Source organism: Curvibacter sp. GW821-FHT01G03 (assembly GCF_059422285.1).
This window is the reverse complement of record NZ_JBWKWP010000002.1, coordinates 22,813-41,789: the sequence shown is the minus strand read 5'-3', so window position 1 is coordinate 41,789 and position 18,977 is coordinate 22,813. Positions and strand designations below refer to the sequence as shown.

18 protein-coding genes are annotated in these 18,977 nt (G+C 67.8%); 6 read left to right on the top strand and 12 right to left on the bottom strand.

Annotation, left to right across the window (positions count from 1 at the left end; translation table 11 throughout):
* Positions 1-404 precede the first annotated feature (404 nt).
* The gene (locus tag AC07VS_RS02325) at positions 405-899 is read left to right on the top strand and encodes a hypothetical protein (protein WP_492346710.1); all 495 of its coding nucleotides are present in this window, start codon (positions 405-407) and stop codon (positions 897-899) included.
* On the opposite strand, the gene AC07VS_RS02320 is transcribed toward AC07VS_RS02325, so the two are convergent.
* The 7 genes from AC07VS_RS02320 to AC07VS_RS02290 all read right to left on the bottom strand — a co-directional run bounded on the left by AC07VS_RS02320 (position 896) and on the right by AC07VS_RS02290 (position 8,598).
* Complete coding sequence (locus AC07VS_RS02320; protein ID WP_494750113.1) at positions 896-1,678, bottom strand: hydratase; 783 nt, start codon at positions 1,676-1,678, stop codon at positions 896-898. The genes AC07VS_RS02325 and AC07VS_RS02320 overlap by 4 nt on opposite strands.
* Positions 1,675-3,114, bottom strand: a complete 1,440-nt coding sequence (locus AC07VS_RS02315) for an amidase (RefSeq protein WP_494750112.1) — start codon at positions 3,112-3,114, stop codon at positions 1,675-1,677. Before AC07VS_RS02315 ends, AC07VS_RS02320 begins: the two co-directional genes overlap by 4 nt.
* A 28-nt stretch (positions 3,115-3,142) precedes the next feature.
* Positions 3,143-3,946: a transporter substrate-binding domain-containing protein gene (locus AC07VS_RS02310; RefSeq protein ID WP_492346707.1), complete on the bottom strand. Its 804-nt coding sequence runs from the start codon at positions 3,944-3,946 to the stop codon at positions 3,143-3,145.
* A gap of 163 nt (positions 3,947-4,109) precedes the next feature.
* A complete protein-coding gene (locus AC07VS_RS02305; RefSeq protein WP_492346706.1) occupies positions 4,110-4,349 on the bottom strand; it encodes a hypothetical protein in 240 nt (79 codons plus the stop codon).
* Positions 4,350-4,390: 41 nt separating this feature from the next.
* Positions 4,391-6,859 (bottom strand): sensor domain-containing protein, encoded by a 2,469-nt coding sequence (locus AC07VS_RS02300; RefSeq protein WP_494750111.1) that lies wholly within the window; start codon positions 6,857-6,859, stop codon positions 4,391-4,393.
* Positions 6,860-7,073: 214 nt separating this feature from the next.
* A complete protein-coding gene (locus tag AC07VS_RS02295) occupies positions 7,074-8,027 on the bottom strand; it encodes an ABC transporter substrate-binding protein (protein WP_494750110.1) in 954 nt (317 codons plus the stop codon).
* A gap of 91 nt (positions 8,028-8,118) precedes the next feature.
* On the bottom strand, positions 8,119-8,598 hold the full coding sequence (locus tag AC07VS_RS02290) for an Lrp/AsnC family transcriptional regulator (RefSeq protein WP_492346703.1): 480 nt from the start codon (positions 8,596-8,598) through the stop codon (positions 8,119-8,121).
* A gap of 143 nt (positions 8,599-8,741) precedes the next feature.
* On the opposite strand from AC07VS_RS02290, the gene AC07VS_RS02285 reads away from it, so the two are divergent.
* From AC07VS_RS02285 to AC07VS_RS02265, 5 genes are all read left to right on the top strand, one after another.
* Complete coding sequence (locus AC07VS_RS02285; protein ID WP_494750278.1) at positions 8,742-9,944, top strand: amino acid aminotransferase; 1,203 nt, start codon at positions 8,742-8,744, stop codon at positions 9,942-9,944.
* Positions 9,941-11,371, top strand: a complete 1,431-nt coding sequence (locus tag AC07VS_RS02280; protein ID WP_494750109.1) for an FAD-binding oxidoreductase — start codon at positions 9,941-9,943, stop codon at positions 11,369-11,371. The genes AC07VS_RS02285 and AC07VS_RS02280 overlap by 4 nt, the downstream gene beginning before the upstream one ends.
* An 81-nt stretch (positions 11,372-11,452) precedes the next feature.
* Complete coding sequence (locus AC07VS_RS02275; RefSeq protein WP_494750108.1) at positions 11,453-12,430, top strand: tripartite tricarboxylate transporter substrate-binding protein; 978 nt, start codon at positions 11,453-11,455, stop codon at positions 12,428-12,430.
* 8 nt (positions 12,431-12,438) lie between these two features.
* On the top strand, positions 12,439-13,338 hold the full coding sequence (locus tag AC07VS_RS02270) for an alpha/beta hydrolase (protein ID WP_494750107.1): 900 nt from the start codon (positions 12,439-12,441) through the stop codon (positions 13,336-13,338).
* 36 nt (positions 13,339-13,374) lie between these two features.
* Positions 13,375-13,761 (top strand): RidA family protein, encoded by a 387-nt coding sequence (locus AC07VS_RS02265; RefSeq protein ID WP_027476765.1) that lies wholly within the window; start codon positions 13,375-13,377, stop codon positions 13,759-13,761.
* Here the strand turns inward: AC07VS_RS02265 and AC07VS_RS02260 are convergent.
* The 5 genes from AC07VS_RS02260 to AC07VS_RS02240 form a co-directional block, all read right to left on the bottom strand.
* A complete protein-coding gene (locus AC07VS_RS02260) occupies positions 13,734-14,420 on the bottom strand; it encodes a hypothetical protein (protein WP_494750106.1) in 687 nt (228 codons plus the stop codon). The genes AC07VS_RS02265 and AC07VS_RS02260 overlap by 28 nt on opposite strands.
* 214 nt (positions 14,421-14,634) lie before the next feature.
* Entirely contained in the window at positions 14,635-15,441 is an 807-nt protein-coding gene (locus AC07VS_RS02255; protein WP_492346697.1) for an SDR family oxidoreductase, read from the bottom strand.
* Positions 15,442-15,544: 103 nt separating this feature from the next.
* Positions 15,545-16,474 carry a DMT family transporter gene (locus AC07VS_RS02250; RefSeq protein ID WP_492346696.1) on the bottom strand — a complete coding sequence of 310 codons (930 nt, stop codon included), beginning with the start codon at positions 16,472-16,474 and terminating at the stop codon, positions 15,545-15,547.
* A gap of 55 nt (positions 16,475-16,529) precedes the next feature.
* Entirely contained in the window at positions 16,530-18,152 is a 1,623-nt protein-coding gene (locus tag AC07VS_RS02245; RefSeq protein ID WP_494750105.1) for a gamma-glutamyltransferase family protein, read from the bottom strand.
* A 104-nt stretch (positions 18,153-18,256) separates the two neighbouring features.
* Positions 18,257-18,976, bottom strand: a complete 720-nt coding sequence (locus AC07VS_RS02240) for a GntR family transcriptional regulator (protein WP_494750104.1) — start codon at positions 18,974-18,976, stop codon at positions 18,257-18,259.
* Position 18,977: the final 1 nt, after the last annotated feature.

Below are 18,977 nucleotides of genomic sequence, written 5' to 3'. Positions count from 1 at the left end.
GCAGGCAAAACCGAACAGGGTGAACTTGGCGAATATGAGACAAACGGGATTGGAAACCTAGAATTCATGCGGCCTGGCGGCCCGTTTAGGCTGGGGCCTCTTAATCCGTAGGTCGAGTGTTCGAGTCACTCAGGACCCACCACTCACAAGCCTCACAGGTAACCTCAAAGCCCGCTTCGGAAACGACAGCGGGCTTTGTTCATTCTGGCTTTGCCGCAAGACCAGAATGCGATCCCCCCACCCAATGACAACCGATCTTGCGTGCTGCAAACGCTCACAGTGGGTTCGCCAAGTCACAAAAACATTACATGCCGTTACCACGATCGTCATTGAAAAGCAGCCGTTCACGACGATGATTTCGGCTCTCCCTGCTTCAACGAAACCCACTTTCAAGGAGCATGTCCATGAGCTTGAACACTGAGCCAACGCTGGTGCCAGCCGGCCTCCCCACTGTTGTACTGGCACGCCAGGTCGGCGGCCCCGAGCTGGCCCGCGCCGTGACGGCTGAATCGCCCGAAGAGCAAGGCAAGGCCTTGTCCCTGTTGATCGGTCAGGTGTATGAATCCGCCAGCCCGCCGCTGAAGGCACGCCTGCTGCAGCGCATGATCGCCCCGCTGGGCGTGCTGGCCACCGTGGCGGTGGCGCATGGGGCGTTTGCGCGCCTCAAACTGCAGACAGGCTGGCAGGATCTGCAAAGCCTGGGCCCGGAGTTGCAGAAAATCAGCGCGGATGACGTGGTGGCCCTGGCTGACCGCGTGCAGCTGGTGGGCACCGACGCCCTGCTGCGCCTGGCCGATGTGATCGGCAAATCGCCGGTGCTGGCCTCCTCGGCCGCGGCCGCGCTGCTGATGACCTTGCTGATCCGCAAGGCGCAGAACACCTCACTGCTTGAAGACTAGGGCCTGTTAACAGGCCCTAGACTCAGCCCCACCTCGCCCCAAGGCCCGAGCCGGCCCTGGACAGTCACCCCACCTTCCGGCGCCCACAGCAGCCCTGTGCAGGAGCCCGCGGTCACGATCTGGCCAGCCCGCAGTGGCAGCCCCCGCCGGGCCGTGTGCCCGATCAGCCAATCCACCAGCCGGCGCAGGTCTTGCGCCGGGTTGCCGCCCACCGTGCGGGCCACCGTCTGGTCGTTCCAGCACAGGGTGGCGCTCAGGGTCCGCAGATCGGGCTCGGGGTCGGCCGGGCCCAGTGCACATGCCGGCCCCAGGATCAAAGCGCCGTGGCTTTGCAGGTCGGCCAGCCGCACCAAGGCCGGGCTGGCCTGCCCCAGGGCCAAGCGCGAGTCCACCCACTCGATGGCCGGCAGCACCGCATCGAACACCGTATTCAAAGGGGCATCACCCAGCCCCTGCTGCTGGGGTGGCAGGTCGCGCGCCACGCGCAGGGCCAGTTCCAGCTCCAGGCCGCGCAAGGCGCCTCGGGGTGGGCTCAGGGCCAGGCCTGAAGCCAACAGGCCGGCGGCGGGCAGGGGTGCACAGATGGGGTTCTGGGTCGGGCCGGCTGCGCCCACTTTCCAGCCCCCTACCGGGCCGAGCCAGCGCAGGCTCTGGTCCTGCACGGCATAGGCAGCGGCCGCGTCGGGCAAAGCCGAGGCATCGCAGACCGGGCCACTGACCCGGGGCTGGCCGGGCTGACGGGCCTGCCACAAAGCCTGGGCCAGGGCCGCTGGCGTCATGCCGGGACCTCGGCGGGTTCGGGCTCCAGGCCCGGCGGCCAGAGGGGCCCTTGCCGCAGATGGGGCTCCAGTCGAGCAGACAGGGCCAGCAGCGCGGCATCAGCACCGGCCGGGCCGATCAATTGCAGGCCACAGGGCAGCCCATCCACCAGCCCTGCCGGCAGGCTGATGGCGGGCAGGCCGGCGGCATTGGCCAGGGCGGTGAACACCGCATGCCCGCGCGGGCCCACGGGCTGCCCATCGATCTGTTCGGGGTGGCTGACGCCCAGCGGCCAGGCCACGCAGGCAGTGCTCGGGGTGAGCACAAAGTCGACCTGCTCGAACAGCGCCCGCATCGTCTGCTGCAGCACATGGATGGCCGCCAGCAAGCGAAACAGGCTTTGCGCCGTGCCCTGGCGCCCGGCCGCCAAGGCAGCCTGCGCCACCGGGCCGGCCAGGCTCAGGTCCGCCGGTGCCGGCTGCCCGGTGCCCAGCCGGGCCCAGGCCACAGGTGTGTCCAGCAGCCAGGCCAGGCCCACCCCATTGAGGCTGGGCCAGTGTTGGTTCAGATCGTCGGCCAGGTCGAACGACGTGGGCTGCACCAGCTCATGACCCAGCGCCTGCAAGCCCTCGGCCACCTGGCCCAGGCGCTCACGCACCCCGGCCTGTACCGGATGCTGGCCAAAACGGGGCAATACCAGGATGCGGGCTGGTCGGGCGGGCGGCTCAGGCACAGCGGCCTTCACGCCACCGGCCAGCACCTCCAGCAGGGCCTGCAGGTCGCGGCTGCTGCGTGCCAGCCCGCCCACCACCTCGTAGTCCAGAAAGATCTCGGGCAGGCCGCCTGCCCGCGGCACCCGGCCCGCCGAGGGTTTGAAGCCCAGCACCCCGCAGTGGGCGGCCGGCCGGCGGATCGAGCCACCGCCGTCGGTGGCCAGCGCCAGCGGGCCCACGCCGGCCGCCACGGCGGCCGCAGCGCCGCCCGACGAGCCGCCAGGCGTTCGGCCCAGGTCCCAGGGGTTGTGGCAGGGGCCGTGCAGCAGGTTGTCAGTGATGCCTTGCATGGCAAATTCGGGCAGGTGGGTCTTGGCCCATAGCACGGCACCGGCGGCGCGCAGCCGGGCCACGGGCAGTTCGTCGGCCGGGCGTGGCAGCTCGGGCAACAGGCGACTGCCCCAGCGGGTGGGCCAGCCCTGCACATGCAGGTTGTCCTTCACCGTGACCGGCACACCGTCGAGCTCACTCAGAGGCTGGCCCCGGGCCCAGCGCCGGGTGCTGGCCCGGGCTGCGGCCAGCGCGCCTTCAGGATCACGCCAGATCAGCGCATTGAGGCGATCGCGGGTGGCCGCATCCCGCGCCAGGCAGGCCAGCAAGGCCTGCTCGGGCGTGAAGTGACCCGCCCGGTAACCCGCCACCAGCGCGGTCGCGTCCAGGCGCCAGAGCGCTTCGCCAGCCATCAGAGCCAGCTTGTTCGGATGGGGCCGCTCATTGCGGCAGATCGCCCGCGGGGCGGCCCAGCCACTTCACGGCCAGGCGGTCCAAGTCACCGCTCTTCTTGGCCTCCAGCAGGATCTCGTTGACGCGCAGGCGCAGCTTGTCTTCGCCCTTGGCCAGACCGATGTAGTTGGGTGAATCCTTGAGCACGAACTTGTATTCGGTGCCCAGTTGCGGGTTGCGCGCCATCATGGCGCCGGCCACCTGGGCACTGGTGGCAATGAACTGGGTCTGGCCGGCCACAAAAGCCGAGATGGTGGCGGTGTTGTCCTCGAAGCGGCGCACTTCGGCGCTGGCCGGGGCCACCTTGGTGAGTTCGGTGTCGTCCACCGAACCCCGGGTCACGCCGATGGATTTGCCGGCCAGGTCGGCAGGCGCCTTCAAGGCCTGGGTCTTGGGACCGAAGACGGCGATGAAGAAGGGCGAATAGGCCACGGTGAAGTCGATCACCTTTTCGCGCTCGGCGTTCTTGCCCAGGGTGGAGATCACCAGATCGGCCTTGTGGGTCTGCAGGTAGGGCACGCGGTTGGAGCTGGTGACGGGCAGCAGCTCGGCCTTCACGCCCAACTTGTCGGCAATCAGCAGGCCCACATCAATGTCCAGGCCCTGGGGCTTGAGGTCGGTGCCCACAAAGCCATAGGGCGGAAAGTCGGTCGGAATGGCCAGGCGCAGGGTCTTGTTCTTCAGCACCTCGTCGAGGGCGTTCTGGGCGTGGGCGCCTTGCAGCAGGCCCAGGGACAGGGCCAGCGCGGAGCCGGCCAGTGTGATCAGCGATTGGCGTTTGCAGGGAATCATGACGGGTCCTGTGGTGGTGGGTCTCAAAAGATCACCGCCATGCAAGATGTCTGCCTGCCCTGACAGGCCTGTCCAGATGCCCTGGTTTGGTGCAAAACCGGGCCACCCAGGCTGGCCGCGCCACAAAACAGGGCGATCCCTGGGCCTTGCCAACCCGCCGCGCTCAGAGCGCCAGCAAGGTCTCGCTGCCGTCCAACGCCACCACCGTGGGGGCCGCCCCGGGTCGGATCTCGATCGGCGCGCCATGGTATTGGTCACGCGGAAACTCCAGGGCCGAGGGGCCGAACACCTCGCGAACCACGGCAATCTCGTGCATCAGCGAGGCATGGTCTTCAGGCGACAGGATGAATCGGGGGTACTGGTTCTGGTGCTGCTTCCAGTGCGACTGAAGAGCAGAGTTCATGGCTTCGTAAAGGCTGGGCATCCGTGTATTGTGCCCGCCCATCAAGTCTGTGCCGGCGGCCTGGCGCTCGTCCAAGCGGCACAAGGTTGCCAATGGGCCAGCCACACCAGAAAGTCGGCCGCGGGCATCGGGCGCGCAATCACGTAGCCTTGGGCCAGCTCACAGCCCATGTCGATCAGGCGGCGGCCCTGCTCGATGTGCTCCACCCCTTCGGCCACCACCTGGCGGTTGAAGGCCTTGGCCAGGCTGATCACCCCTTGCACGATGGCCAGGTCCTCCTCGTCCACCAGCATGTCACGCACAAAGCTCTGATCGATCTTGAGGGTTTCGGCCGGCAGGCGCTTGAGGTAGGTGAGCGAGGAGTAGCCGGTGCCAAAGTCGTCCACCGCAAAGTGCACCCCCATGTCGCGGCACTCGCGCATGACCCGAGAGGCCTGGTGGATGTCCTCCAGCGCGCTGCTCTCCAGCACTTCCAGCTCCAGCCGGCTGGGGTCGACCTGCGGAAAGTCGGCCAGGCAGGCCCGCAGATGGGCGGCAAAGCCGCCTTGCAGCATCTGACGGGCCCCGACATTGACGCTCAGGCCCAGGACCAGGCCCTGGCGCGACCACTCGTCCAGTTGGCGCAGCGCCTCGCGCAGCACCCAGTCACCCAGGGCGTCCTCCAGGTCCTGGCCGATGACCAAGGGCAGAAAAGCCGGCGGGTGCAGCAGGCCGCTGCTGGGGTGGTGCCAGCGCAGCAAGGCCTCCACGCCCACCACCGCGCCGCTGCGCATGTTGACCTTGGGCTGGTAATGCAACTCAAGCTGGTGCTGGTCCAGGCCCAGGCGCAAGGCCGCCAGCACCCCGGCGCGGCTGCGCATGCGGGCGTCGTGCACCGGGTCGAACAGGTGGTAGCGGTTCTTGCCCATCTGTTTGGCCTGGTACATGGCCTGGTCGGCATGGCGAAGCAGCTGATCGACATCGGAGTCGTCCTGCGGGAACAAGGTGATGCCGACGCTGGCCGACACCTGCAGCAACCACTCACCCACCCGCAAGGGGGTGGCACAGGCCAGCAGCAGGCGATCCACCAAGGGCAGGCAAGCCTCGGCCCCGGGCAATTGGCCCAGCACCACCACGAATTCATCGCCCCCCATGCGCGCCAGGGTGTCGGACTCGCGCAGGGCCATCTTCATCTGGGCCGCCACCGCCACCAGCAGCGCGTCGCCCACATCGTGGCCATGGCTGTCGTTGATGGCCTTGAAACCGTCCAGATCCAGGTACAGCACCGCCAGCGCCTGGCTGTGGCGACGGCTGTGGGCCATGCTCTGGCGCAGGCGGTCGGACAGCAACAGGCGGTTGGGCAGGCCGGTCAGGGCATCGAAATGGGCCAGGTGCTCCAGCCTCTCCTGCTGGACCCGCATCGAGGTCACATCGGCAAACAGCGCCACGTAGTTCTGAGGCTGGCCAGCGGCATCGTCGACCCGGCTCACGGTGAGCAGGCCGGCATAGGCCTCACCTGTCTTGCGCCGGCTCCACACCTCGCCCTGGCATCGGCCCTGGGCCTGCAGATCGGACAGCAGACGCAGCACCACGTCCGGACCATCCCGCCCGGAGCGCAGAAATTGGGCCGTGCGGCCCAGGGCCTCCTCACGCGCGTAGCCGGTGATGCGCTCAAACGCCTGATTCACGTCCACCATGCGCCCCTGCGGGTCGGTGATGACCACCCCCTCATTGGCATGGGTGAACACGCTGGCCGTCAAGCGCAGTTGCTCCTCCAGGCGCTGCTGGTGCGAGATGTCGCGCACGATGGTGGAGGCCCCCGAGACGCGGCCCAGGTGATCGCGCACCGGCGAGATGGTGACGGACACGGCCAGGCGGCGCCCGTCGCGGTGGCAGCGCTGGGTCTGGAAATGCGCGATGCGCTGACCCGCCGCGATGCGCCGCAGGAACTCGGCCTCTTCGCCCTGGCGGTCGGGGGGCAGCAGGCGCAGCATGGGCTGGCCAATCATCTCGTCGGCCCGGTAGCCAAACAGTTGCTCGGCCGACGCGTTCCAACTGGTGACAATGCCTTGGGTGGTCTTGCTGATCACCGCGTCGTCGGTGGACTCGACAATCGCCTGGAACAGTTGGGAGCGGTGCCACAGCTCGACGCGCTCGCTGATGTCGCGTGCAATCTTCGAAGCCCCCACGATGCGCCCCTCAGCATCGCGGATCGGCGAGATGGTGACCGACACCTGCAAGCGGCGCCCGCTCTTGTGCAGGCGCACGGTCTCGAAGTGGTCCACCCACTCGCCCTGCACGATCTTCTCGAGAATGAAGCTTTCTTCGTTCTGGCGCTCGGGCGGAAACAGGCGCAACAGCGGCTGGCCCAGCATCTCGTGGGCCGCATACCCGAACAGGCGTTGCGCCGCGGGGTTCCAACTGGTCACGATCCCATCGAGGGTCTTGGTGATGATGGCGTCGTCGCAACAGCGCAGCACGGCCTCATAAAAAAGGGCCGGGTCGTCGGATCGGGTATCGCAGGAAGGCATGCACGCTCCCTCAAGCAGAGTGACAAAAGCGCCAGCCCGGCTCCAGCTTTTCTGCGGATACCTGTCCGCCAGAATAAGCCAGCCCTCCCAAGCTACGCATTGCAAGGCCGCTAACACGTCAACATGTGCCGGCCATTCTTTCAACACCCCATTGTGAGCGCAAATCGGTTTTTGTGGGCAGGGGCTAGGCCCTGCCCCAGGCGCGCCAGAAGCCTCAACTGCCGAGCGCAAAGCCCGTGTCGAAGGTGCTCCTGGTGTCCAGGCGTTGGCGGATCAGGCCGGCCTCAAAGTAGAAATCGGCGGTGCGCTGCTGCTCAGCCACCACGGTCGCGTCGATGGCCTGCCAGCGGGTCTGGCGGCGTTCGAACTGCAGGCGGGCGGCTTCGGCCGGAATGCCGATGATGCGCGCCAGGGTGTCGCCAAATTCGGCCGGGTGCTGGCTGGCCCAGCGCTGCGCCCGGGCAGAGCGCTGGGCAAAGTCCAGCAGCACGGCGCGCTTGTCGCGCAGTGCGGTGTCGGTGGCGGCCAGAAAGCTCAGGCCGCTCCACAGGCCGCGCCCGCTCACCAGCACGCGGGCGTGGCCGCCCGTCTCGGCCAGGGCGGTGTAGGGCTCCCAGGTGGCCCAGGCATCCACCGCCCCGGTGCTGAGCGCCAGCTTGGCTTCGGCCGGCGGCAGAAAGCGCCATTGCACGTCCTCGCTTTTCAGGCCCACCGAGGCCAGGGCCTTCAGGGTGACAAAGTGCCCGATCGAACCACGGTTGGTGGCCACGCTGCGGCCCTTGAGGTCGCGCGCATCTTTGAGCGCTGAGTTGGGCGCCACCAGCACCGCCGTGCCGTAGGCGTCCGAGCGGTTCACAGCAAAGGCCTTGACGCGGCTGCCCGCGGCCAGCGAGAAGATCAGCGGTGCATCGCCAATCGGCCCCAGGTCCACCGCCTGGGCATTCAGGGCTTCGGCCAGGGGCGCCGCGGCCGGGAACTCGGTCCACTGAATGTCATAGCCCAGGCCCTTGAGTTCGCCTGCGGCCTCCAGCAAGGCGTGCAACCCGCCCTTCTGGTCACCGGCCTTGAGCAGCGGGCGGCTTTGCGCGCGCACCGGCAGGGCCGGGCCCGTCAACAGCCCAGCGGTACCCGCCAGGCCCAGCCACTGGTGAAAACGACGACGATGCATGGTGAGCTTCCTCTGACAAAGAAAGCCTGGATTGCAGCAGTGCCCTGGACGATGCACAACGACGCGTTTCGCACAACGATATGCAGGCCGTTCAGGCCGGCGCGCCCGGGATGGGCAGCGACTCGAAGCCCCGGAACTCCTCCAGCGAAAAGCTGGTCTGCACCTGCCGCACGCCGGGCAGGCGGTGCAGGCGGCGCTGCAACAGGGCCGAGTAGGCGTCCAGGTCAGGGGCCACCACCATCAGCAGAAAATCGGCCGAGCCCGTGACGCCATGGAACATCACCACCTCGGGGATGCTCAGCACCGCCTGCACAAACTCGGCCGAGCGTTGCTCGTTCTGGAAGTCGATGCTGATGCTGACAAAGGCCACCACGCCATAGCCCAGCTTGCGGCGCTGCAGGCGGGCGTGGTAGCCCTCGATCAGGCCCAGTTCCTCCAGCCGGCGGATGCGGCGCCAGCAGGGCGACTGCGACAAACCCGTCAGTTGGGCCAGGTCACTGGTGGTCAGGCGGGCATTGCCCTGCAGGGCACGAAGCAACTGCCGGTCGGTTTCATCGAGCTCAATTTGCATGAATATTCCACCAATCAATTATTAACGGGTATTTTTATCCACAAATCAAATTTTTGTTGGATTGAACAAAGAGCGGCAACACAATTGACGCACAAAGCAACTTTCAACCAAGACAAACTGCCATGAACCCAAGCCAGTCCGCCCTGATGTCCCATGTGCCCGCTTTCCCGGGCGACCCCATCCTCTCGTTGATGGAGGGCTTCCAGGCCGACCCGCGCCCCAACAAGGTCAGTCTGAGCATCGGCCTGTACTTCGACGAAAACGGCCAGGTGCCGCTGCTGCCCTCGGTGCGCCGAGCCGAAGCCGCGTTGATGCAGCACAACGGCCCCCGCTCCTACCTGCCCATCGACGGTCTGCCCACCTACCGTGCGGCGGTGCAACGCCTGATCTTCGGTGCCGCCCACGAGGCGGTGCTCAGCCAGCGCATCGCCACCCTGCAAAGCCCGGGCGGTTCGGGCGCCTTGAAGGTGGGTGGCGACTTTCTGCGCCGCTACTTTCCGGACAGCGGCCTGTGGCTCAGCGACCCCAGCTGGGAAAACCACCGCACCATTTTCGAAGGCTGCGGCTTCACGGTGCAGAACTACCCCTACTTTGACGCACTCACAGGCTCGGTTCGCATCGAAGACATGCTGGCCAGCCTGAAATCCCTGCCTGAGCGCAGCATCGTGCTGTTGCATGGCAGCTGCCACAACCCCACCGGCGTCGACCTGACTCAAAGCCAATGGCGGGCGGTGATCGAGGTCCTGCAAAGTCGCAACCTGATCCCCTTCATCGACCTGGCCTACCAAGGCTTTGGTGACGGCCTGGACGAAGACGCCTTCGCTCCCCGTGCCATGGCCGAGGCCGGCCTGACCTGCCTGGTGGCCAACTCGTTCTCGAAGAACTTCTCACTGTACGGCGAGCGCTGCGGCGCCCTGAGCGTGGTCTGCCCCGATGCGGCCACCGCCGAGCGGGTGCTGGGCCAGCTCAAGGCCACGGTGCGGGCCAACTACTCGACCCCCCCGATGCACGGGGCCCAGGTGATTGCCCAGGTGCTCAACGAACCTGAGCTGCTGGCCCTGTGGACGGCCGAGACCACGGCCATGCGCACCCGCATCCGTCGCATGCGCGAACACCTGCACGCCGCGCTGAACCAGCGCTTCCAGGGCCGCCGCTCGTTTGACTACCTGCTGAGCCAGCGCGGCATGTTCAGCTACACCGGGCTGAGCGCCGAGCAGGTGGACCGCCTGCGCGCCGAGCATGCGGTGTACCTGGTGCGCTCGGGTCGTCTGTGTGTCTCGGGCCTGACCGATGGCAACCTGGCCCACGTGGCCAACGCCATCGCCGCCGTGCTGGAAGCCGCATGATCCAGCCCAGCGTCGACGTCAACGCCGACACCGCCCCGGCAACGGCCTGCCTGGCCGAACTGCTCACCGCGCTCGGCCCTCAGGGCGTGCGCCTGGGTGATGAGGTCGAGCTGCCGCGCTGCACCGACTGGAGTGGTCACCCGCCCGTGCGCCCGCTGGCCCTGCTGCGCCCCGCCAGCACGGCCGAGGTGTCGGCGGCCCTGGCCATCTGCCACCGCCACCGCATCGCGGTGGTACCGCAAGGCGGGCTGACCGGCCTGGCCGGTGCAGCCGTGCCGGTGGCCGGCGGGGTGACGCTGTCTCTGGAACGCATGAAAGGCATCGATGAGGTGGACAGGCGGGCCGCGACGATGACTGTGCAGGCCGGCGCCACGCTGCAGGCCGTGCAGGAAGCGGCGGCCGAAGCCGGTCTGGCCTTCGGGGTGGACCTGGGTGCGCGCGGCAGTTGCCAGATTGGTGGCAACCTGGCCACCAACGCCGGTGGCAACGGCGTGATCCAGTTTGGCATGATGCGCGAACAAGCCCTGGGGCTGGAGGTGGTGCTGGCCGACGGCACCGTGCTCGACATGCTGCGCCCCATGATCAAGAACAACACGGGCTACGACCTCAAGCAACTGTTCATCGGCTCCGAGGGCACGCTGGGGGTGATCACACGCGCCATGCTGCGCCTGCGCCCGGCCCCGTTGGCGCGCGCCACCGTGCTGCTGGCCCTGCCCGATTTCGAGGCGGCCATGGCCCTGCTGGGCCGCTTGCAGGCGGCCTTCCCGGGGGCCCTGGCGGCTTTCGAGCTGATGTGGCGTGACTTTGTCGAGCTGTCGCTCGCCTGGAAAACGGCGCCCCCACCCTTTGCCGAGCCGCACGCCTTTCTGGCCCTGGCCGAGGTCACAGGCGCAGACGAAGCCCTTCTGCAGCAGGCACTGGAAGAACTGCTGGCCCAGGCCCTCGATGAGGGCCTGGTGGTGGACGCGGTGCTGCCGCCCTCGCGCGCCCAAGCGGCAGCGCTGTGGCGCATCCGTGAAGCCACGGCCGAGTTTCCGACCCGCATGCAGCCCATCAATTTCGACATCAGCCTGCCCCTGGCGGTGATCGGCGAATTTGCCCAGGCCTGCGTGGACGCCCTGACGTTGCGCTGGCCCGGGCAACACAGTGTGCGCTTCGGCCACCTGGGCGACGGCAACCTGCACCTGAGCACCGACGCGCGCTCGCTGGGCGGGCTGCCGTTTGCCGAGGCCGAGGCGGCGGTCGAAGAACTGGTCTACGGCTTGCTAGCCACCTACGGGGGCAGCGTGTCGGCCGAGCATGGCATCGGCCTGCACAAAACGCCCTACCTGGGCCTGAGCCGCAGCCCGGCCGAACTGACCGCGATGCGGCAGATCAAGCAGGCCCTGGACCCACTGGGCCTGATGAACCCCGGCAAGATTTTCTAGGAGCGTGTTCAATGCCTCCCTCGTGCGAGACATTGAACACGCTCTAACAACAAAAGCACCCACCCCCTCGAAAGGAAATCCATGAACCGCCACCACTTCCTGCTCGGCGCCCTGGCACTGGCCCTGACCAGCACCACCGGCGCGGCCCTGGCCCAGAGCAATGCCAGCATCCGCATCCTGGTCGGCTTTGCCGCTGGCGGCAGCTCGGACATGATTGCGCGCCAGTTGGCTCAGGGCCTGCAACAGGAGCTGGGCCAGCCGGTGGTGGTGGACAACAAGCCCGGAGCGGGCGGCCAGATCGCGGCCCAGTTGCTCAAGGCCGCCAAGCCCGACGGGCAGACCCTGTACCTGTCGAACAGCCACACCATGGCCATGATCCCGTTGACCGTGCTCAACCCGGGCTACGACGCCGCCAAGGACTTCGCCCCCATCGGCCTGGTGGCCGTCAACCCCGATGTGTTCGTGATCAACCCCAGTGTGGTCGGCAACCCCAAGGCGGGCTTGAAAGAGTACGCGCAATGGGCCAAGGGCGGCCCCGACCGTGGCAGCGTGGGCGTGCCGGCCCCTGCGAGTGCGCCCGACTTTGCGGTGGGTATCGTGGCCAAGGCCCTGGACGCCGACCTGCGCTCGGTGCCCTACCGCGGCGATGCCCCCGTGGCCCAGGACGTGATGGCCGGCCAGATCAGCGCCGGCATCGGCTCGGTGGGCGCCATGCTGCAACCGGCCAAGGCGGGCAAGGTGCGCATCGTGGCGGTCAACGGCACCAGCCGGCTGGCCCTGCTGCCCGACGTGCCCACCTATGCGGAACTGGGCATCAAAGGCTACGAAGAAATGATCTACACCGGCCTGTTCGCCCCAGCCGGCCTGCCGGCCGATCTGGTGCAGCGCTACAGCACCGCCCTGGCCAAGGTGGTCAAGTCGGAGGTGTTTGCCGAGAAGCTGGCGGCCCTGGGCATCAGCGCCGCCAGCAGCAGCCCGGCCGAGCTGGCCGCCCGCGTGGCCCACACCCACAAGGACTGGACGGTGATGGTCAAGAACGCTGGCTACAAGGCCCAGTGATCGCCCCCGTGAACGACCAGCCCTTCCCCCCACGACTGGCAGCCCCCGAACTGGGGCTGGCCGAGCGCGAGCAGGCGTATTCGCCCAGCTCGTGCATCGGCGGCGACTACCGCCCCTTTCTGCAGCAGTACCAGCAGCGCAGCGACACAGCCCGGGCCCTGCCCCACCAGGAGCATGCCTACGGCGGCCTGCCGCGCCAGCGCCTGGACCTGTTCCTGCCGCCGCTCACCCAGCCGGGCAACCAGCCGGGCAGCCGAGCGCCCGCCCTGCTGGTGTTCATCCATGGCGGCTATTGGCAGGAGCTGTCCAAGCACAGCGCCTGCTTTGCCGCCCCGGCCTGCCTGGCCGCGGGCCATGCCTTTGCGGCCGTGGGCTACACCCTGGCGCCGGAAGCCACGGTCGAGCAGATCGTCCAGGAGTGCCGCACAGCCCTGGTCTGGCTGCACCAGCATGCGGACCGACTGGGCTTTGACCCGGCCCGCATCGTGGTGGCCGGAAGCTCGGCCGGTGCGCACCTGGCCGCCATGTGCGCGCTGCGCAGCTGGCCGCACGAGGCCGGCCTGCCCGCCGGGGCCGTGCTGGTGTCGGGGGTGTACGAATTGGCCCCGCTGGTGGGCACCTCGATCAACACCGCGCTAAGCCTGACGCCCGACAGCGCCAGCCGCGTGAGCCCGCTGCACTACAGCCTGGCAGGCTTTGCCCACACCGTGCTGGCCTGGGGCGAGATCGAGACCACGGAGTTCAAACGTCAAAGCCGCGCCTTCGGGCAGGCGCTGCAGGCCCAGGGCCTGCCCGAGGTGCCCAGCCTGGAGGTACCGGCCCGCAACCACTTCGACGTGGTGCTCGACCTGTGCGAACCCGGCACGCCACTGGGCGACGCCACGCTGTCCCTGCTGGCCCGGGTCTGAGCCCCTTCAATTCCCCTTCACCACTCCGAACCTGCCATGAGCAAACAAGTCATCGACATCGGCCTGCCGCCGCTGAAGCAACCTTTTTCGTGGGCCGTGCAAGGCGCCGGCATCGTGTTCACCGCACACGGACCGGTGCAGGCCGACGGCAGTGTGTTCACTGGCGACATTGAAACCCAGACCCGCCTGACCTTCGGCAACCTGAAAAAGGCCGCCGAAGCCGCAGGTGCCACCCTGGCCGATGTGGCCCAGGTGCTGATCTACATGACCGACGTGAAAGACATGCCGGTGATCGACAGCATCTACCGCGAGTTTTTCGAAGCCCCCTACCCCAACCGCTCCAGCATGGGCGTGAACGCCCTGGTGGTGCCGGGCATGAAGATCGAGATCGTGGCCTACGTGCTGGCGCCGCCCAAGGCGTGAGCACTGAGCGCATGGGCCACTCTGTCGCGGAACTCCTCTTCGCTGACCACGCTCAGGCTGGCCGATCCACACCCCACTTCCCTCGCCAGGGCCTGTCGCCAGCGCTGCTGCAGGCCTGTCGGCTCACGACCCCGCTCGGCCTCCAGCCACCAAAGGCCGGCGACCGCGCCATCCACCCCGGGGCGCACCACGGCCTCCACCCCGGCTGCCCTCAAGGGCGGGGCCAATTGCCACCAGTCGTCTGACAGCAGCACGTCCAGCGGCACAGCCTCCAGCCTCGGCAAAGGGCTTTGAACCTCGCTCAAGAGCAAAACCTGGCCTTGCAGGCTCCACTGGCACCCCGAATCGTGGAACAAGGCCTGTGCCTGTGACGGGTCGGTGCTGTTGGTCCAGCGTGGCAACACAGGCCCGCGCCAGGCCCGGGGAAGGAGATGAGCCCAAGCGCTGCGCCCCGGGTGATCATGAAAGAGGTACTCCAGCCGGGCCACGCCCACCCAAACACGCGCCAGCAGTTGCTGGACCGGCTGGGGCACACCGCCCTCCAGGCCGGGCTCTCGGCACGCCCAGCCCAACAGCTCGAGGGTGCCCTGTCTGGGCGGCAGCAGACCCAGCTGCCAGTCGGAGGACAGGGGGTTCTCACAGATCAGGAGGTGGGTCATGGTCAGTGCGGGGGCCAAGGGCCGGAGGTGGGATGCGGGTGTCGACTGCACAGAATCAGGCGCACCCATGAACATCACACTCTAGGCACTGAAATGCCCCCACCAAGCCCAAGTCCCCATGACAAACGACCTTCGGTCACATCTGTCGCCCTGAATGCACTCACGTGGCGCCCCAGGGCACTGGCGCACTCAGGCAGCACCACGGCCCACGGGCTCAGTAGGTCCCGGGGTAGGCCCCGCCATCGGGCAGGATGTTCTGCCCCGTGAGGTAGCCCGCGTGCACGCTGCAGAGGAAGGCGCAAATGGCACCGAACTCAGCCGGGTTGCCGTAGCGCCCGGCCGGGATCTGGGCTTGCTGGGCGGCACGGATGGCCTCGATGGGCTTGCCGCTTTTCTTGGCGGCAGCGCCCAGGGTGCCGGCCAGGCGGTCGGTGTCGAACTTGCCGGGCAGCAGGTTGTTGAGGGTGACGCCGCGGGCCGCGATCGAACTGCGCGCCACCCCCGCCACAAAACCGGTCAGGCCGCTGCGAGCCCCATTGGACAGGCCCAGGATGTCGATGGGCGACTTGACCGAGCTGGAGGTGATGTTGACGATGCGGCCAAAGCCGCGCTCGGCCATGCCGTCGATGGTGGCCTTGATGAGCTCGATGGGCGTGAGCATGTTGGCATCCACCGCCTTGATCCAGGCCTCGCGGTCCCAGTCGCGGAAGTCGCCGGGGGGTGGGCCGCCGGCATTGGTGACCACGATGTCGAAGTTGACCCCGGGGCCGCCGGGCACGGCAAACAGCGCGGCGCGGCCTTCGGGCGTGGTGACGTCGCTGGCCACGCTCAGCACCTGGGTGGCCGATGGCCGCAACGAATCGCCCAGCAGGCCCGCCGTGGCCACCTGCAGGCCTTCGGCACCACGCGCAGCGATCACGACGTTGACGCCCTCGCGCACCAGGGCCTGTGCGCAGCCCAGGCCCAAGCCTTTGCTGGCCCCGCAGACCAGGGCCCATTTGCCGGCAATTCCGAGATCCATGTCTTGCTCCAATGAGGTGAGTGTTCAGTTGGAGGCCGATGATACGGCTGGTAACCATCTCCGCGCTGGCCAGGGTGATCCGCCCTGGCAGCGCAGGCTGTCATCAGCCCCGGCGCTGTGCGCCCCGGGTCACGACAAAGATGCCCGCCATCACCAGCACCGTGCCCGCCGCCACCCAGGCCGTGAAGGGCTCGCCCAGGATCAGCACGCCCATGAGGATGGTGGACAGCGGCCCAATCATGCCGGTCTGTGCGGTGAGGCCGGCGCCGATGCGCTCAATGGCCATCATCACGATCAACACGGGCACCGCGGTGCACACGGTGGCATTGAGCACCGACAGCCACAGCACCTCGGGCGCCACCAGGGCGGCCGACCAAGGGCGCAGCACGGCAAACTGGAGCAGGCAGCACAGGCAGGCCACCGAGGTGGCCAAACCCACCAGGCGCAGCGAGCCGATGCGCTTCACCATCTCGCCGCTGTAGACCAGGTACAGCGCATAGCTGACCGCACTGAGAAACACCAGCAGGGTGCCCCAGGCGATCTGGCCGCCTTGCAGGTTGACCTCGTGGCCAAACACCAGCAGCACACCGCAATAGCTGACGCCCATCGCCACCACCTGGCGCACCGTGATGGGCTTGCCATACAACACCCGCCCCAACAGCAGCACCAGGGTGGGGTTGAGGTAGAGGATGAGCCGCTCCAGGCTGGCACTGACATAGGCCAGGCCGGCAAAGTCAAGAAAGCTGGCCAGGTAGTAGCCGCTGATGCCCAGCCCCAGGACACCGAGCCAGTCGCGCCCGCTGAGGGCGGCTGGGCGCACGGCCTGGCGGTAGGTGGCCCACCAGGCCATGGCCAGGAAGATGGGCAGCGCAAACAGCATGCGGTACATGATCAGGGTGACCGCATCGACACCGTGCCGGTAGGCCAGCTTGACGATGATGGCCTTGCCGCTGAAGGCGATGGCGCCCAGGCTGGCCAGGGCCAGGCCGCTCGCCATGCGGCGCGAGGCATCGGGGGCATGGGAACGCGTCATGGCCGGCCCAGCCGTGCACCTGCGTCACCATGCAGGATCGAATCAGGCCCGGCCCTCAAAAGCCAGCCGCCAGACCGTCGCGGCGCGGGTCGCTGGCCACCACGTAGCCTTCCACCTTGGGGTCGCCCGCACGCCAGATGAACTGGCCGGCACCGAAGTCCTGGTAGGAGTCGTTGATGACTTCCATCACATGGCCGCGCTCGGACAGGCCCTGCACCGTGTCGGCCCGCATGGCGGCCTCGACGTTGATCTCCAGGCCGGCGTTGTAGCGCCAGCGCGGGGCGTCGCAGGCGGCCTGCGGGTTCTGGCGATAGTCCAGCATGCGCACCAGGGTTTGCATGTGGCCCTGGGGTTGCATGTTGGCGCCCATCACGCCATAGCTCATGACCGGCTGGCCATCCCGGGTCAGGAAAGCCGGGATGATGGTGTGGAAAGGCCGCTTGCCGGGTGCCACCAGGTTGGCCGGGTTGAGGGCCGAGGCGTCGAGGCTGAAGCCATGGCCGCGGTTTTGCAGGCTGATGCCGAACTCGGGTTCGACGCAGCCCGAACCGAAGCCCATGTAATTGCTCTGGATGAAGCTGACCATCATGCCGTCTTCGTCGGCCGCCGTCAGGTAGATGGTGCCGCCCTTGACCGGGTTGCCCGCGCCAAAGTCTTGCGCCTTCTTCATGTCGATCAGCCGGGCGCGCGAGGCCAGGTAGGCCGGGTCGAGCATCTGCTGGGGCGTGACCTCCATGGCCGAGGGTTCGGCCACGTAGCGGTACACATCGGCGAAGGCCAGCTTCATGGCTTCGATCTGCAGATGCTGGGAGTCAATGCCGTCCACCGCCAACGAGGCGATGTCGAAGTTCTCCAGGATGCCCAGGGCGATCAGGGCCGCGATGCCCTGGCCGTTGGGCGGGATCTCATGCAGGGTGTAACCACGGTAGTTCTGGGCGATGGGCTTCACCCATTCAGGCCGGTACTCGGCAAAGTCGCGCGCCGTGATGCTGCCGCCATGGCGGGCCGAGAAGCGTTCGATGGCCTCGGCGATCTGGCCGCCGTAAAAGGCCTGACCCTTGGTTTCGGCAATCGCGCGCAGGCCGCGGGCCGCCGATTGAAAGCGGAACAGCTCGCCCACCTGCGGTGCCCGGCCCCAGGGCAGGAAGGCATCGGCAAAGCCGGGCAGGCCACGCAACTCAGGGGTGGCGGCGGCCCACTTCTGCTGTACCACGGTGGGCAGCAGGTAGCCACGCTCGGCGATCTCGATGGCAGGCTCCATGAGGTCGGCAAAGGGCAGTTTGCCGAAGCGCTCGCTCATGGCCACCCAACTGCTGACCGCGCCGGGCACGGTGACGGCATCGAAGCCGCGCTTGGGCGGGTTCTTGGCCTCGGCGCCGTACTTGGCCTTGAAATAGTCGGGGGTCCAGGTCTGGGGCGCGCGGCCCGAGGCATTGAGGCCGTGCAGTTCCTTGCCGTCCCACAGGATGCAGAAGGCATCGCTGCCCAGGCCGTTGCTGACCGGCTCGACGATGGTCATCGCGGCGGCGGCCGCCACCGCAGCGTCCACCGCATTGCCGCCCTTCCAGAGCATGCGCAGGCCGGCCTGGGCCGCCAGCGGATGCGAGGTGGACACCACGTTGCGGGCAAACACCGGCAGACGGGTGCTGAGGTAGGGGTTGGCGTAATCGAAGTTCATGGGTTCGCGCCTTCAGGCAGGTGGCAGGGGTTGAGGAATCGGGGTGCGATGCGGGCCGACCCGGCTTGACCGGGCAGTCAAAAATTATCGCACCGCCGGAGGGTTCATGCCGCTGACGGGGGATCGCGCCACTGCGGCGCCAGCAGGCGCGTGGCCTGGCGTGCCGCCTGCAGGTGGGCGCGCATTTCGCGGTGGGCGGCCAGCGCGTCGTGCGCGAGGATGGCCTCCACCACGCGGCTGTGCTCCTCGTACGACTGCACCAGGCGATCGAAGCGGGTGAACTGGCCGCGCCGAAAGGGCTTGACCCGGGTGCGCAAGGCGCGCGCGGCCTCGGTCAGATGGGCGTTGTGGGCCCCCTCAAGCACCAACTGGTGCAGCCGCAGATTGGCCTGATCGTAGGCTTCCATGTCGTGAGCCTGCATGGCCAGGCGTCCCTGGGCATGGGCCTCGGCCAGGGCCTGGCGTTGCGCCTCGTCCATGCGCAGGGCGGCATACCGGGCGCAGGCCGACTCCAGTTCGGCGATGGCCTCGAACATCAGGTCCAGCTCGGCCGCGTCCAGCCGGCGCACCATGGAGCCGCGGTTGGGTCGGTAATCGGCCAGGCCAGTGGCCACCAACTGTTTGAGGGCTTCCCGCACCGGAGTGCGCGAGACCTGGTAGCGCGCGGCCATGGCCTGTTCGTCCAGGTGCTGGCCCGGTTGCAAGTGGCCGAGCACGATGTCATCGGCCAGCCGCCGGAAGACCTGTTCAGCCAGGCGCCCACGCGGCACGCCGGACAAGGCGGCTACCGGCTCGGTGTGGGCCTCGGGCAAGGCTTCAGACATG

Coding starts and splice junctions, on each gene's coding strand:
- AC07VS_RS02325 (WP_492346710.1), top strand. CDS start 405: ATGAGCTTGAACACTGAGCCAACGCTGGTGCCAGCCGGCCTCCCCACT.
- AC07VS_RS02320 (WP_494750113.1), bottom strand. CDS start 1,678: ATGACGCCAGCGGCCCTGGCCCAGGCTTTGTGGCAGGCCCGTCAGCCC.
- AC07VS_RS02315 (WP_494750112.1), bottom strand. CDS start 3,114: ATGGCTGGCGAAGCGCTCTGGCGCCTGGACGCGACCGCGCTGGTGGCG.
- AC07VS_RS02310 (WP_492346707.1), bottom strand. CDS start 3,946: ATGATTCCCTGCAAACGCCAATCGCTGATCACACTGGCCGGCTCCGCG.
- AC07VS_RS02305 (WP_492346706.1), bottom strand. CDS start 4,349: ATGAACTCTGCTCTTCAGTCGCACTGGAAGCAGCACCAGAACCAGTAC.
- AC07VS_RS02300 (WP_494750111.1), bottom strand. CDS start 6,859: ATGCCTTCCTGCGATACCCGATCCGACGACCCGGCCCTTTTTTATGAG.
- AC07VS_RS02295 (WP_494750110.1), bottom strand. CDS start 8,027: ATGCATCGTCGTCGTTTTCACCAGTGGCTGGGCCTGGCGGGTACCGCT.
- AC07VS_RS02290 (WP_492346703.1), bottom strand. CDS start 8,598: ATGCAAATTGAGCTCGATGAAACCGACCGGCAGTTGCTTCGTGCCCTG.
- AC07VS_RS02280 (WP_494750109.1), top strand. CDS start 9,941: ATGATCCAGCCCAGCGTCGACGTCAACGCCGACACCGCCCCGGCAACG.
- AC07VS_RS02275 (WP_494750108.1), top strand. CDS start 11,453: ATGAACCGCCACCACTTCCTGCTCGGCGCCCTGGCACTGGCCCTGACC.
- AC07VS_RS02265 (WP_027476765.1), top strand. CDS start 13,375: ATGAGCAAACAAGTCATCGACATCGGCCTGCCGCCGCTGAAGCAACCT.
- AC07VS_RS02260 (WP_494750106.1), bottom strand. CDS start 14,420: ATGACCCACCTCCTGATCTGTGAGAACCCCCTGTCCTCCGACTGGCAG.
- AC07VS_RS02255 (WP_492346697.1), bottom strand. CDS start 15,441: ATGGATCTCGGAATTGCCGGCAAATGGGCCCTGGTCTGCGGGGCCAGC.
- AC07VS_RS02250 (WP_492346696.1), bottom strand. CDS start 16,474: ATGACGCGTTCCCATGCCCCCGATGCCTCGCGCCGCATGGCGAGCGGC.
- AC07VS_RS02245 (WP_494750105.1), bottom strand. CDS start 18,152: ATGAACTTCGATTACGCCAACCCCTACCTCAGCACCCGTCTGCCGGTG.
- AC07VS_RS02240 (WP_494750104.1), bottom strand. CDS start 18,976: ATGTCTGAAGCCTTGCCCGAGGCCCACACCGAGCCGGTAGCCGCCTTG.